This is a genomic window from Streptomyces sp. NPDC029044 (assembly GCF_040637495.1).
GTDB lineage: Bacteria > Actinomycetota > Actinomycetes > Streptomycetales > Streptomycetaceae > Streptomyces.
Genome location: NZ_JBEZWN010000011.1, coordinates 71,299 through 85,335, shown reverse-complemented (window position 1 = coordinate 85,335; position 14,037 = coordinate 71,299). Strand labels below are relative to the sequence as shown.

The following is a 14,037-nucleotide window of genomic DNA, read 5'->3' as shown; positions in this document are numbered from 1 at the left end:
AAATCTGTCACGTCTCTTTGAACACCCAACGGCTCGCATCCGTACGGCTTGTGGAGCGACCGACTGGGGGAACCCCCGGACACCGGAGGTGGGCGTGCGCAAGGATTCCGTCGTGGCCAATGAACGTGCACCGAGGGCCCGACATCGCATGTCCCAGCCCTCGGAACCCGATGAGGAGCTGATGCGTGCGCTCTATCGCGAACACGCCGGACCCCTGCTGGCATACGTCCTGCGCCTGGTCGCCGGCGACCGGCAGCGCGCCGAGGACGTCGTCCAGGAGACGCTCATCCGTGCCTGGAAGAACGCCGGTCAGCTCAACAGAGCGACCGGATCGGTACGCCCCTGGCTGGTGACGGTCGCCCGGCGCATCGTCATCGACGGCCACCGCAGCCGGCAGGCCCGGCCGCAGGAGGTCGACCCGTCGCCGCTGGAGGTCATCCCCGCGGAGGACGAGATCGACAAGGCGCTGTGGCTGATGACTCTCTCGGACGCACTCGACGACCTGACGCCCGCCCACCGGGAGGTGCTCGTCGAGACGTATTTCAAGGGGCGTACCGTCAATGAGGCGGCCGAGACCCTGGGCATACCCAGCGGCACCGTCCGCTCCAGGGTCTTCTACGCCCTGCGTTCGATGAAGCTCGCACTGGAGGAGCGGGGGGTGACGGCGTGATGAGTGTTTACGGGGGTAACCAAGGGTTCGGTACGGGAGGCATGGGTATGTCTGGCCCCATGCAGGAATCTCCGGTGCCGAACGAGCACGAGACCGTCGGCGCCTACGCCCTCGGCATCCTCGACGACGCCGAAGCGACCGCCTTCGAAGCCCACCTCGCCACCTGCGAATGGTGCGCCCAGCAGCTCGACGAACTGGCCGGCATGGAGCCGATGCTCGCCGCCCTCGCCGACCTCCCCGGTTCCGGCAGCACACCCGCGATCGGCGATTCCCTGTCCGCGAAGCCCCGGCCGCGCCTGGTGGAGAAGCTGGTCGACGAGGTCGCCGACCGCCGCGCCCAGAAGCGCCGCCGCAGCTTCTACATGGTGGCCGCGGCCGGCGCGCTGATCATCGGCGGCCCGTTCGTCGCGGTCGCGACCAACGGCGGCGACGGCGGTGGCGGCGCGGAGAACCGCCCGCTGGCGGCCAGCCCCGCCAAGGCCGCCTTCGACGGCATCTCGGACAAGATCAGCGCCACCGACCCGAACACCAAGGTCTCCGCCACCGTCGCCGTCCAGAAGAAGGACTGGGGCACGGGCATGGTCCTGGAGCTGAAGAACGTCAAGGGCCCGCTGAAGTGCGCCCTCGTCGCGGTCGGCAAGAACGGCGAGCGCGAGACCCTCTCCTCCTGGTCCGTCCCGGAGTGGGGCTACGGCCTGCCGGACGCCAAGTCCGACAAGGCCAAGGAGCCCCTGTACGTCCAGGGCGGCGCCGCCTTCGAGCCGAACGAGATCGACCACTTCGAGGTCGTCACCTTCGACGGCAAGCGGCTCGTCGAGGTCGACGCCTAGCCAGGGTCTTCCGGTCGCCGGCAGGAGCCATTGGGGGCAACAGACCCGTGCCTGCCGCCGGCCCGTAGCTTCCAGGGGTCCCCTTCGCGTACGGTTGACGGCTGCCCAGCACGTCAGAAGGGGGCCCGGTGGCCGCTCAGGCTCACAGACAAGGCGCGGTCGGTTCGGTGCACGATTCGGTTCGTGACCGGGAGATCGGCGTCGAACAGGAACACCTCGACCGGGTGTACCGGCGCCTCGAGGAGAAGATCCACGAGGCGGAGTTCCTGATGCAGGACGCGGCCCGCCGCGGGCAGGTCGGCACCCCCGGCGCACTCGCCGAGCGGGACGCGCAGGTCTTCCGCGCGGGCATCCACCTCAGCCGGCTCAACAACGAGTTCGAGGACTTCCTCTTCGGCCGGATCGACCTGCTGACCGGCAAGGACGGCAAGAAGGGCCCCGACGGGGCGTACACCGCCATCGAGCCGGCGGAGGGCGCCGTACGCCCCGACAACACCGCCGACATCGCCGAGACCCTGCACATCGGCCGCATCGGCGTCCTCGACCAGGACTACGCGCCGCTGGTCATCGACTGGCGGGCCCCGGCCGCCGCCCCCTTCTACCGCTCCACCCCGGTCGACCCCGGCCGGGTCGTCCGCCGCCGCGTCATCCGCTCCAAGGGCCGCCGGGTGCTGGGCGTCGAGGACGACCTGATGCGCCCCGAGCTGACGGCGTACCTCGACGGCGGCGAACTGCCCGTCATCGGCGACGGCGCCCTGATGGCCGCGCTCGGCCAGGCCCGCAGCCACACCATGCGCGACATCGTCGCCTCCATCCAGGCCGAGCAGGACCTGGTGATCCGCGCCCCCGCCGCCTCCGTGACGTACGTCGAGGGCGGCCCGGGCACCGGCAAGACCGCCGTGGCCCTGCACCGCGCCGCCTACCTTCTCTACCAGGACCGGCGCCGGTACGCGGGCGGCATCCTGATCGTCTCGCCGACCCCGCTGCTCGTCGCCTACACCGAGGGCGTGCTGCCCTCCCTCGGCGAGGAGGGCCAGGTCGCCATCCGCGCCATCGGCTCCCTGGTCGAGGGCAGCGAGGCCACGCTTTACGACTCCCCGTCCGTGGCCCGTGCCAAGGGCTCCTCCCGCATGCTCAAGGTGCTGCGCAAGGCCGCGCGCGGCGCCCTGGAGCTGAACGATCCGCCGGAGCGGCTGCGCGTGGTCGCCTTCGGCCGCCGCCTGGAGCTGGAGGCCCGGGAGCTGGACGGCATCCGGCGCTCCGCCCTCGGCGGCACCGCCCCCGTGAACCTGCTGCGCCCCCGGGCCCGCAAGCTCCTCCTGGACGCCCTGTGGGAGCGGTCCGGCGCGGCCGGCCGGCACAGCGACCCGGAGCTCGCGGCCGAACTGCGCTCCTCCTTCGACGAGGACATCATCTCCGAGGACGCCTTCGTCGCCTTCCTCGACGCCTGGTGGCCGGAGCTGACCCCGGCGGCCGTCCTGGACGCCATGGCCGACGAACGGCGCCTCGGCCGCTGGGCCCGCCGGACCCTCAACCCCGGCGAGGTCCGCAAGGTCGCCCGCTCGCTCAGGCGTGAGGGCCGCTCGGTGCACGACATCGCCCTGCTCGACGAGCTCCAGGCCGTCCTCGGCGCCCCGGCCCGCCCCCGCCGGAAGCGCGAACTCGACCCGCTCGACCAGCTCACCGGCCTGGAGGAGCTGATGCCGGTGCGCGAGGAGTCGCAGCGCGAGCGCGCCGAACGCCTCGCGCAGGAGCGCGTCGAGTACGCCCACGTCATCGTCGACGAGGCTCAGGACCTCACCCCGATGCAGTGGCGCATGGTCGGGCGCCGCGGCCGGCACGCCACCTGGACGGTCGTCGGCGACCCGGCCCAGTCCTCCTGGTCCGACCCGGACGAGGCGGCCCAGGCCCGCGACGAGGCGCTCGGCACCCGGCCCCGCCGCCGCTTCGAACTGACGGTGAACTACCGCAACCCGGCCGAGATCGCCGACCTGGCCGCGAAGGTCCTCGCCCTCGCCATGCCCGGCTCCGTGTCCCCGAAGGCGGTCCGCTCCACCGGCGTGGAACCTCGCTTCACGGTCGTGGAGGACACGCTGGGCGCGACCGTCCGCGACGAGGCGGCCCGGCTGCTGGAGCGCGTCGACGGCACGGTCGGTGTGGTCGTCGCCATGCAGCGCCGCGAGGAGGCCCGCCGCTGGCTCGCCGGTCTCGGAGACCGGGTCGTGGCGCTCGGCAGCCTGGAGGCGAAGGGCCTGGAGTACGACGCGACGGTCGTGGTCTCCCCGGCGGAGATCGCCGACGAGTCCCCGGCCGGCCTGCGCGTCCTCTACGTCGCGCTGACCCGGGCCACCCAGCAGCTCACGGTCGTCTCGGCCGACCGGGACGAGCCCGACGCGGCGGGAATCCCGGACCTGCTCAGGGACTGAGCCGGGTTACCCACTTGCCGGCGAAATGAACTCCCGGTACGGGAATGGCCTTACGGGATCTGTTTGTTAGCCTGGATGTGGCACCGGCCCGATCCAAGCCCCCGGGCCCAACCTTCGTCGCTACGAGCGACCACTTGCCGCGAGGCGAGCATGGCGGGTCGGTGCCACTTGACCGAGAAGAGACCCACGTCCACGTGACGTGGGTCTCTTTTTGCTGCCCCATTCCGCGAACAAAAAGTTCGCAATCGAGGGCGGCTACCTGCTACTCAGCGGTAGGTGCGACGATCGGACGGCACAACTCAGCGTCAGGTGAAAGCAGAGGAAGTCGGCCATGGCAACGGCGCCCAGCGTCTCCTACTCGATGACGGTCCGGCTGGAGGTGCCCGCGAGCGGAACCGCCGTCTCGCAGCTCACCACCGCCGTGGAGTCCTCCGGAGGCTCGGTGACCGGCCTCGACGTCACCGCGTCCGGTCACGAGAAGCTCCGTATCGACGTCACCATCGCGGCCACGTCGACCGCGCACGCGGACGAGATCGTCGAGGAACTCCGCGGCATCGAGGGCGTCACCCTGGGCAAGGTCTCGGACCGGACCTTCCTCATGCACCTCGGCGGCAAGATCGAGATGGCGTCCAAGCACCCCATCCGCAACCGTGACGACCTGTCCATGGTCTACACGCCGGGCGTCGCCCGCGTCTGCATGGCGATCGCCGAGAACCCCGAGGACGCCCGCCGCCTCACCATCAAGCGCAACTCCGTTGCGGTCGTGACGGACGGCTCCGCCGTGCTGGGCCTGGGCAACATCGGCCCGAAGGCCGCGCTGCCCGTCATGGAGGGCAAGGCCGCCCTGTTCAAGCGGTTTGCCGGCATCGACGCCTGGCCGATCTGCCTCGACACCCAGGACACCGACGCGATCGTCGAGATCGTCAAGGCCATCGCCCCCGGCTTCGCGGGCATCAACCTGGAGGACATCTCGGCGCCCCGCTGCTTCGAGATCGAGGCCCGGCTGCGCGAGGCGCTCGACATCCCCGTCTTCCACGACGACCAGCACGGCACCGCGATCGTCGTCCTCGCCGCGCTCACCAACGCACTCCGTGTCGCCGGCAAGGCCATGGAGAACATCCGGGTCGTCATGTCCGGCGCCGGCGCGGCCGGTACGGCCATCCTCAAGCTGCTGCTCGCCGCGGGCGTGAAGAACGCCGTCGTCGCCGACATCCACGGCGTCGTGCACGCGGGCCGCGAGGACCTCGTGGACGCCGCCCCGGACTCGGCGCTGCGCTGGATCGCCGACAACACCAACCCCGAGGGCCTCACGGGCACGCTCAAGGAGGCCGTGCGCGGCGCCGACGTCTTCATCGGCGTCTCCGCCCCGAACGTCCTCGACGGCGACGACGTGGCCGCCATGGCCGAGGGCGCCATCGTGTTCGCGCTTGCGAACCCGGACCCCGAGGTCGACCCGGCAATCGCCCGCCAGACCGCGGCCGTTGTCGCCACCGGCCGCTCGGACTTCCCGAACCAGATCAACAACGTGCTGGTCTTCCCGGGTGTCTTCCGCGGCCTGCTGGACGCGCAGTCCCGTACGGTCAACACCGAGATGATGCTGGCCGCCGCGACGGCTCTGGCGGACGTGGTGACCGAGGACGAGCTGAACCCGAACTACATCATCCCGAGCGTCTTCAACGACAAGGTCGCGGGAGCGGTCGCCGGTGCCGTGCGGGAGGCCGCCAAGGCCGTCGGCGCGACGGCGGGCAGCCCGTCCGGAGTCTGAGGCCCAGGCCGAACCGGGCCCCGGCGGGGCCCGGCCCCGGACTGTGAGTAACCCCACGGCGGCCCGGAACCCGGCGCGTCGCAAGAACCCTGTCAGCAGCGCAGCTATCGTGGCGCCAGGCTCAGGCCCTCTTTTCGTGTGACTCCCCAAGGGTGTTCTCACGACTCCTGCGGGTGCCGGATTGGCTTTCCCGCCGCAGGTAGGGGCAGGATGCGTCCCTGGGCGCGAGGGTCTGACGACGGACCCGGGTCCGGGGACTCATCGAGGACCCTGGCAGCATCGGCTTCGATCTGACGCCTCAACGGCAAGATGAACACGGGAGTAACAACATGAACCGCAGTGAGCTGGTGGCCGCGCTGGCCGACCGCGCCGAGGTGACCCGCAAGGACGCCGACGCCGTGCTGGCCGCGTTCGCCGACGTCGTCGGCGACATCGTCTCCAAGGGCGACGAGAAGGTCACCATCCCCGGCTTCCTGACCTTCGAGCGCACTCACCGTGCCGCTCGCACCGCCCGCAACCCGCAGACCGGCGAGCCCATCCAGATCCCCGCCGGTTACAGCGTGAAGGTCTCCGCGGGCTCGAAGCTCAAGGAAGCGGCCAAGGGCAAGTAACCCTGCCGTTCGCACGCCGACGGTGTGCGAACCACATTGAGTGACATCGAAGGGGCGGCCACCCGAACCGGGTGGCCGCCCCTTTGGGCGTCTTCGTCCGGGCTACCCGAGCGCCTTGCCCGGCAGCTCCACCTTCGCGCCCAGCTCCATGAGCTTCTCCATGAAGTTCTCGTAGCCGCGGTTGATCAGGCCGATGCCGTGGACCCGGGACGTGCCCTGGGCCGCCAGCGCCGCGATGAGGTACGAGAAGCCGCCACGGAGGTCGGGGATGACCAGGTCCGCGCCCTGGAGCCGGGTCGGGCCCGAGACGACCGCCGAGTGGAGGAAGTTGCGCTGGCCGAAGCGGCAGTCGGAGCCGCCCAGGCACTCGCGGTAGAGCTGGATGTGCGCGCCCATCTGGTTCAGCGCGGACGTGAAGCCGAGCCGGGACTCGTAGACCGTCTCGTGGACGATGGACAGGCCCGTGGCCTGGGTCAGGGCCACCACCAGCGGCTGCTGCCAGTCGGTCTGGAAGCCCGGGTGGACGTCCGTCTCCAGCGCGATGGACTTCAGCTGGCCGCCGGGGTGCCAGAAGCGGATGCCCTCGTCGTCGATCTCGAAGGCCCCGCCCACCTTCCGGTAGGTGTTGAGGAACGTCATCATCGAGCGCTGCTGCGCGCCGCGGACGTAGATGTTGCCCTCGGTCGCCAGCGCCGCCGACGCCCAGGAGGCGGCCTCCAGCCGGTCCGACAGGGCGTGGTGGGTGTAGCCGCCGAGCTTGTCGACACCGGTGATCCGGATCGTCCGGTCGGTGTCCATCGCGATGATCGCGCCCATCTTCTGCAGCACGCAGATGAGGTCCTCGATCTCCGGCTCGACGGCCGCGTTGGACAGCTCGGTGACGCCCTCCGCGAGGACGGCCGTCAGCAGCACCTGCTCGGTCGCGCCGACGGACGGGTACGGCAGCCGGATCTTCGTGCCGCGCAGCCGCTGCGGCGCCTCCAGGTACTGGCCGTCGTCCCGCTTCTCGATGCGGGCGCCGAACTGGCGCAGCACGTCGAAGTGGAAGTCGATGGGCCGGCCGCCGATGTCGCAGCCGCCGAGACCGGGGATGAAGGCGTGGCCGAGGCGGTGCAGCAGCGGGCCGCAGAACAGGATCGGGATACGGCTCGAACCGGCGTGGGCATCGATGTCAGCGACGTTGGCGCTCTCCACGCGCGTCGGGTCCATCACCAGTTCGCCGGGCTCGTCACCCGGACGGACCGTCACACCGTGCAGCTGAAGCAGACCCCGTACGACCCGGACGTCGCGGATGTCCGGAACATTGCGCAGCCGGCTCGGAGCGCTGCCGAGCAGCGCCGCCACCATGGCCTTCGGTACGAGGTTCTTCGCACCGCGGACACGGATCTCGCCCTCCAGCGGGGTTCCGCCGTGGACAAGCAGGACATCGTCGTTGACGGTCATGAATCTCGCGTTCCGTGGAGTCGGGCAGGGGCCAGGAGGGAAAGGGTAATCGCCCACCACCCCCCTTCTGTAAGCCTGAGTGAGACCCAGCCACGTCATAGCTCTGTCACAACACGAACCGTTCCGTGCCGGGCACATGGGGTCACGGCCGGATTCGTGCGCGTGTGACGCATCAGTGCGCCCTGAGCTGCGTTCCCTCCCTGTGCCGCATTGCCTCCCCACGCGAAGGGAGAATGCGGGATCATGTCTGCCATGACCGAGGTGTCCTCGCTCACAGGGCGGTTGCTCGTGGCCACCCCCGCCCTGGCGGACCCCAACTTCGACCGCGCGGTGGTGCTGCTCCTCGACCACGACGAGGAGGGCTCCCTCGGTGTCGTCCTGAACCGCCCCACTCCGGTGGACGTCGGCGACATCCTGGAGGGCTGGGGGGATCTCGCCGTGGAACCGGGTGTCGTGTTCCAGGGCGGCCCGGTGTCGCTGGACTCGGCCCTCGGGGTCGCGGTCGTTCCCGGCGGCGCGTCCGGTGAGACCACCCCGCTGGGCTGGCGCCGGGTGCACGGCGCGATCGGCCTGGTCGACCTGGAGGCCCCGCCGGAGCTGCTCGCCTCCGCCCTCGGCTCCCTGCGCATCTTCGCCGGGTACGCCGGCTGGGGCCCGGGCCAGCTGGAGGACGAGCTGGTGGACGGGGCGTGGTACGTCGTCGAGTCGGAGCCCGGCGATGTCTCGTCCCCTGCTCCCGAGCGGCTCTGGCGCGAGGTGCTGCGCCGCCAGCGCAGCGAGCTGGCGATGGTCGCGACGTACCCGGACGACCCTTCGCTCAACTGATGCCTGTGAGCTTCAGTACCCTTGGCCCTATGAGCACTCTCGAGCCCGAGCGCGGGACTGGTACGGGGACCCTCGTTGAGCCGACGCCGCAGACCTCCCACGGTGACGGTGACCACGAGCGCTTCGCCCATTACGTCCAGAAGGACAAGATCATGGCGAGCGCCCTCGACGGCACCCCCGTCGTGGCGCTGTGCGGCAAGGTCTGGGTGCCGGGCCGCGACCCGAAGAAGTACCCCGTGTGTCCCATGTGCAAGGAGATCTACGAGTCCATGAGCTCCGGGGACGACGACAAGGGCGACAAGTAGGCCCTACCCACGGGCGTGAAGCCCCCAGGGTGCGTTTTGCGCGCCCTGGGGGCTTTTGTGCTGTCCGGGCGTTGCACGGGGTGCGTCTGCCGGTCACAGAGTGGTTGAGACCTCTTGTGGGCGTGTTCATGCAGTCCCTAGCCTCCGATGTGTTGTGCACAGCGAAACCTTCATTGCGCATGTTGCAACACTCCCTCGGAGGAACACTCCATGAACCTGTCCGTCCGTTTTGCCGGGCTCACCGCGCTCGCCGCTCTCGTGGCCACCGGCTGCGCGCCCCAGACCTCCTCGAACTTCTCCTCCGACAAGGACGAGAAGACCGGCACGCTGCGCGTGTGGCTCTTCCAGGAGGTCGGCAACGCCCCCAAGGAGAAGGTCGTCGACTCCGTCGTCGCCGGCTTCGAGAAGGCCCACAAGGGCACGAACGTCGACGTCGAGTACATCCCGGTCGACACCCGCGCCCAGCGCGTCAAGGCCGCCTTCAACGACCCCGCCTCCGCGCCCGACGTGATGGAGTACGGCAACACCGACACGGCCGGCTACGTGAAGGACGGCGGACTCCTCGACGTCACGAAGGAGTTCGGCGACTGGAGCGAGGCGAAGGACACCGACCCGACGGCCAGACAGTCGGTGACGGTGGACGGCAAGCTCTACGGCGCCCCCCTCTACGTCGGCGTCCGAGCGCTCTACTACCGCACGGACGTTTTCAAGGAACTCGGCCTGGCCGTCCCGAAGACGATGGACGAACTCGCCTCCACCGCCCGCGAGATACGCGCCGCGAAGCCCGAGCTGTACGGGCTGGTGGTCGGCGGCGCCTACACCTACGGCGCGATGCCGTTCGTGTGGGCCCACGGCGGTGAGATCGCGAGCGGCAAGGGGGGCTCGTACGCGGCCGGCATCGACAGCCCCGAGGCGCGCAAGGGCATCAAGGCGTACACGTCCCTCTTCGGCGACGACAACTGCCCGGCCGCCAAGTGCGCGGGCATGGGCGGCAACGACACGGTCTCCGCGTTCGCCGCGGGCAAGGCGGGCATGGCCATCGGCGGCGACTTCAGCCACACCGCCGTCGAGGCCGGGAAGGTCAAGGGCAAGTACGCCGTCGTCCCGCTGCCCGGGGTGAAGTCCGGCTCGATCGCGCCGGCCTTCGCGGGCGGCAACAACATCGGCGTCCTGAAGAGCACCTCGCACCGCACGCTCGCCGTCGAGTTGATGGAGCGGCTCGCCTCCAAGAAGACCCAGAGTGAACTGTTCGAGGCGATGGGCTTCCTGCCGACCTTCACGGACGTCCGCCAGCAGGTCGCGCGGCAGGAGCCGTTCGTGAAGCCCTTCGTGCGGACCCTCGCCGCCGGCACCGAGTTCGTCCCCGCGTCACCCGCCTGGGCCCAGATCGACTCCTCCCTCATCCTGCCGACGATGTTCCAGGAAGTCATCAGCGGCAAGAAGGACGTCACGCAGGCCTCCGACGACGCCGCGAAGAAGATGAACGCCGCGTTCGGCTCCGCGGGGTGAGCCGGGTGAACGACCACACGGAGACGACGGGCACCGACGGTGCCGGAGTCGGGGCGGCTGCGGCGGGAGCCGCCCGGGAGCGTTCCCTTGAGGGGTGCGCCGGTGCATCCGGGGCGGTCCCGGCGGGGACGGCGAGGGAGAGTTCCGTCGCCGTCCGCGCCGGGCAGGGCCGGGGATCGGCCGGCCGGGCTCCGTCCAAGGAGGCCCGGGGGAGGCGGAGCGGCCGGGCGGGGGTGCGCCGGGGCGCTTCCGGTGCGTCCCCGCTCGTCTCCGGCGGCTGGACGCCCTGGCTGTACCTCGCGCCCGCGCTCGTCGTGCTCGGGGGGCTGCTCCTCTACCCGATCTACCAGCTCGGGCTGATCTCCTTCTTCGAGTACACGCAGGCACAGGTCAGCGGCGGGGAGCCGGCCACCTTCGAGGGGTTCGGAAACTACGCCCAGCTGTTCGGGGACCCGCAGTTCTGGCAGGTGCTGCTCGCCACCGTGCTGTTCGCGGCGGCCTGTGTCGTCTCCACACTCGCGGTCGGGTGCGCCCTGGCCGTGCTCCTCACGCGGGTCAGGGCCGTACCGCGCCTCGCCCTGATGCTGGCCGCGCTGGGCGCCTGGGCGACCCCGGCGGTGACCGGCTCGACCGTCTGGCTGTTCCTCTTCGACCCGGACTTCGGCCCCGTCAACCGGATGCTGGGCCTCGGCGACCACTCCTGGACGTACGGCCGTCTCAGCGCCTTCTTCCTCGTCCTGCTCGAAGTGGTCTGGTGCTCCTTCCCGTTCGTCATGGTGACCGTGTACGCGGGGATCCGCGCCGTACCCGGCGAGGTGCTGGAGGCCGCCGCCCTCGACGGCGCCTCGCAGTGGCGCATCTGGCGCTCCGTGCTCGCCCCGATGCTCCGGCCGATCCTGGTCGTCGTCACCATCCAGTCGGTCATCTGGGACTTCAAGGTCTTCACGCAGATCTACGTCATGACCAACGGCGGCGGCATCGCCGGCCAGAACCTGGTCCTGAACGTCTACGCCTACCAGCAGGCCTTCGCGTCCTCGCAGTACGGCCTCGGCTCCGCGATCGGCGTCGTGATGCTGCTGATCCTGCTCGCCGTCACGCTGGTGTACCTGCGGCTGCTGCGCCGACAGGGGGAGCAACTGTGAACCCGCTCCGCGCCCGTGTACGCCGCCCGGGGCGCTTGGCCGCCGAGGCCTCCGCCCTGCTGATCGCGGTCGTCGTCGCCTTCCCCCTCTACTGGATGGTGCTCAGCGCCTTCAAACCGGCCGGGGAGATCGAGTCGAGCGAGCCCAGGCCGTGGACGCTCGCGCCCTCCCTGGATTCCTTCCGACGGGTCTTCGGGCAGCAGGAATTCGGCCGCTACTTCCTCAACAGCCTTCTCGTCGCGGGCTGTGTCGTGATCGCCTCCGCGCTCATCGCGTTTCTCGCCGCGACCGCCGTCACACGATTCCGCTTCCGCCTCCGGACCACCCTCCTGATCATGTTTCTGGTGGCCCAGACGGTGCCCGTGGAAGCCCTGACGATCCCCTTGTTCTTCCTCATGCGGGACGCCGGACAGCTGAACACCCTGGGCTCGTTGATCCTGCCCCACATCGCCTTCTCGCTGCCCTTCGCGATCTGGATGCTGCGGGGGTTCGTGAAAGCCGTTCCGGAGGCCCTGGAGGAGGCCGCGTACATCGACGGGGCGAGCCGGGCGCGATTCCTCTGGCAGATCCTTTTCCCGCTCGTCCTGCCCGGCCTCGTGGCCACCAGCGTGTTTTCGTTCATCTCCGCCTGGAACGACTTCCTCTTCGCCAAGTCGTTCATCATCAGCGACACCTCGCAGTCCACGCTGCCGATGGCCCTGCTCGTCTTCTACAAGCCCGACGACCCGGACTGGGGCGGGGTCATGGCCGCCTCCACGGTGATGACGATCCCGGTCCTGGTCTTCTTCGTACTCGTACAGCGCCGTCTGGTCTCCGGGCTGGGCGGAGCGGTGAAGGACTGACGTGACCGAACTGATTCCGGCGCCCCGCGGTGCCGTCGCCGGTTCCGGCGAGGTGCGGCTGACGCGCCGCTCCCGGATCCACGCCGGCACCGGGACGGAAGGCGTCGGACACTGGCTGAGCGCCGCCCTCCGGCAGGCCACCGGCCTGCCGCTGCGCGAGGGGCGGGAGCCCGACGGCACCGGGGGCGGCATCGGGCTGCGTCTCGGCCCCGGGCTCGGCCCCGAGGAGTACCGCCTCGTCAGCGACGAGGACGGCGTCCTCATCGAGGGCGGCGACGCGGCCGGCGTCTTCTGGGGCGCCCAGACGCTGCGCCAACTCCTCGGCCCCGACGCGTACCGCAGGGCCCCGCTCGACCGCGACCGCGCCTGGACCGTGCCGTACCTGACGATCGAGGACGGCCCCCGGTTCCGCTGGCGCGGACTGATGCTCGACGTCGCCCGGCACTTCATGCCCAAGGAAGGCGTCCTGCGTTACCTCGATCTGATGGCGGCGCACAAACTCAACGTCTTCCACTTCCACCTGACGGACGACCAGGGCTGGCGCATCGAGATCGAGCGGCATCCGCGGCTGACGGAGACCGGGGCCTGGCGCGCCCGCACCAAAACCGGCCACCGGGCCTCGCCGTTGTGGGAGGACAAGCCGCACGGCGGCTACTACACCCAGGACGACATCCGGGAGATCGTCGCCTACGCCGCCGCGCGGCATATCACCGTCGTCCCCGAAATCGACGTACCCGGCCACTCGCAGGCCGCCATCGCCGCGTACCCGGAACTCGGCAACACCGACGTCATCGACACGACCTCCCTCTCCGTCTGGGACACCTGGGGAATCAACCCGAACGTACTCGCCCCCACTGACAACACCCTGCGTTTCTACGAGGGCGTCTTCGAGGAAGTACTCGCGCTGTTCCCCTCGGAGTTCGTCCATGTCGGCGGCGACGAATGTCCCAAGGACCAGTGGCGGCGGTCGGAGACGGCGCAGGCGCGCATCAGGGAACTCGGCCTCGCGGACGAGGACGAGCTCCAGTCCTGGTTCATCGGGCACTTCGACACCTGGCTCGCCGGGCGCGGACGCCGGCTGATCGGCTGGGACGAGATCCTGGAGGGCGGTCTGGCGAAGGGCGCGGCCGTGTCGTCCTGGCGCGGTTACGCCGGAGGCATCGCCGCCGCCCGGGCCGGCCACGACGTCGTCATGTGCCCCGAGCAGCAGGTGTACCTGGACCACCGTCAGGACCCGGGCCCCGGGGAGCCGGTACCGATCGGGTGGGTGCGCACCCTGGAGGACGTCTACCGGTTCGAGCCCGTTCCACCGGAGTTGACGCCCGAGGAGGCGCGGCACGTGCTGGGCACGCAGGCCAACCTGTGGACCGAGGTGATGGAGGACCACGCGCGCGTGGACTACCAGGCCTTCCCCCGCCTCGCGGCCTTCGCGGAGGTCGCCTGGAGCGCCCTGCCGGCCCCGGAGGAACGGGACTTCGACGACTTCGAACGCCGGATGTCCGCCCACTACCGACGGCTGGACGCCCTGGGCGTGGCCTACCGGCCCCCCACGGGTCCGCTGCCCTGGCAACAGCGCCCCGGGGTACTGGGGCGCCCGATCGACGGCCCGCCGCCCAGCCGGTAGGGCCGGCTGTCGCGGCGTCCGGCGACCCGCCCTGCCGTCCGTTGC

At 70.4% G+C, this 14,037-nt stretch carries 12 protein-coding genes; 11 read left to right on the top strand and 1 reads right to left on the bottom strand.

Annotation, left to right across the window (positions count from 1 at the left end):
- The first annotated feature begins 148 nt into the window (after nt 1-148).
- From AB0E85_RS12825 to AB0E85_RS12805, 5 genes are all read left to right on the top strand, one after another.
- The gene (locus AB0E85_RS12825; protein ID WP_010039908.1) at nt 149-670 is read left to right on the top strand and encodes a sigma-70 family RNA polymerase sigma factor; all 522 of its coding nucleotides are present in this window, start codon (nt 149-151) and stop codon (nt 668-670) included.
- Nucleotides 670-1,500, top strand: coding sequence for a zf-HC2 domain-containing protein (locus AB0E85_RS12820; RefSeq protein ID WP_361925487.1), 831 nt, complete (start codon nt 670-672; stop codon nt 1,498-1,500). Before AB0E85_RS12825 ends, AB0E85_RS12820 begins: the two co-directional genes overlap by 1 nt.
- 128 nt (nt 1,501-1,628) lie before the next feature.
- Nucleotides 1,629-3,926, top strand: a complete 2,298-nt coding sequence (locus AB0E85_RS12815) for a UvrD-helicase domain-containing protein (RefSeq protein WP_361925485.1) — start codon at nt 1,629-1,631, stop codon at nt 3,924-3,926.
- A gap of 331 nt (nt 3,927-4,257) precedes the next feature.
- Nucleotides 4,258-5,691 carry an NAD-dependent malic enzyme gene (locus AB0E85_RS12810; protein ID WP_355834172.1) on the top strand — a complete coding sequence of 478 codons (1,434 nt, stop codon included), beginning with the start codon at nt 4,258-4,260 and terminating at the stop codon, nt 5,689-5,691.
- 329 nt (nt 5,692-6,020) lie between these two features.
- On the top strand, nt 6,021-6,302 hold the full coding sequence (locus AB0E85_RS12805; RefSeq protein ID WP_003990598.1) for an HU family DNA-binding protein: 282 nt from the start codon (nt 6,021-6,023) through the stop codon (nt 6,300-6,302).
- A 102-nt stretch (nt 6,303-6,404) separates the two neighbouring features.
- Here AB0E85_RS12805 and murA read toward each other — a convergent pair whose 3' ends face one another.
- Nucleotides 6,405-7,745 (bottom strand): UDP-N-acetylglucosamine 1-carboxyvinyltransferase, encoded by a 1,341-nt coding sequence (murA, locus tag AB0E85_RS12800; protein WP_033308195.1) that lies wholly within the window; start codon nt 7,743-7,745, stop codon nt 6,405-6,407.
- Between the two features lie 252 nt (nt 7,746-7,997).
- On the opposite strand from murA, the gene AB0E85_RS12795 reads away from it, so the two are divergent.
- From AB0E85_RS12795 to AB0E85_RS12770, 6 genes are all read left to right on the top strand, one after another.
- Complete coding sequence (locus AB0E85_RS12795) at nt 7,998-8,570, top strand: YqgE/AlgH family protein (RefSeq protein ID WP_361925598.1); 573 nt, start codon at nt 7,998-8,000, stop codon at nt 8,568-8,570.
- Nucleotides 8,571-8,599: 29 nt separating this feature from the next.
- The gene (locus AB0E85_RS12790) at nt 8,600-8,875 is read left to right on the top strand and encodes a DUF3039 domain-containing protein (protein ID WP_033308193.1); all 276 of its coding nucleotides are present in this window, start codon (nt 8,600-8,602) and stop codon (nt 8,873-8,875) included.
- 210 nt (nt 8,876-9,085) lie between these two features.
- Entirely contained in the window at nt 9,086-10,384 is a 1,299-nt protein-coding gene (locus AB0E85_RS12785; RefSeq protein ID WP_361925481.1) for an extracellular solute-binding protein, read from the top strand.
- Between the two features lie 233 nt (nt 10,385-10,617).
- Nucleotides 10,618-11,526, top strand: coding sequence for a sugar ABC transporter permease (locus AB0E85_RS12780; protein ID WP_361925596.1), 909 nt, complete (start codon nt 10,618-10,620; stop codon nt 11,524-11,526).
- Nucleotides 11,523-12,368, top strand: coding sequence for a carbohydrate ABC transporter permease (locus AB0E85_RS12775; RefSeq protein ID WP_107455254.1), 846 nt, complete (start codon nt 11,523-11,525; stop codon nt 12,366-12,368). The genes AB0E85_RS12780 and AB0E85_RS12775 overlap by 4 nt, the downstream gene beginning before the upstream one ends.
- 1 nt (nt 12,369) lies before the next feature.
- Nucleotides 12,370-13,992, top strand: coding sequence for a beta-N-acetylhexosaminidase (locus tag AB0E85_RS12770; RefSeq protein WP_361925478.1), 1,623 nt, complete (start codon nt 12,370-12,372; stop codon nt 13,990-13,992).
- Nucleotides 13,993-14,037: the final 45 nt, after the last annotated feature.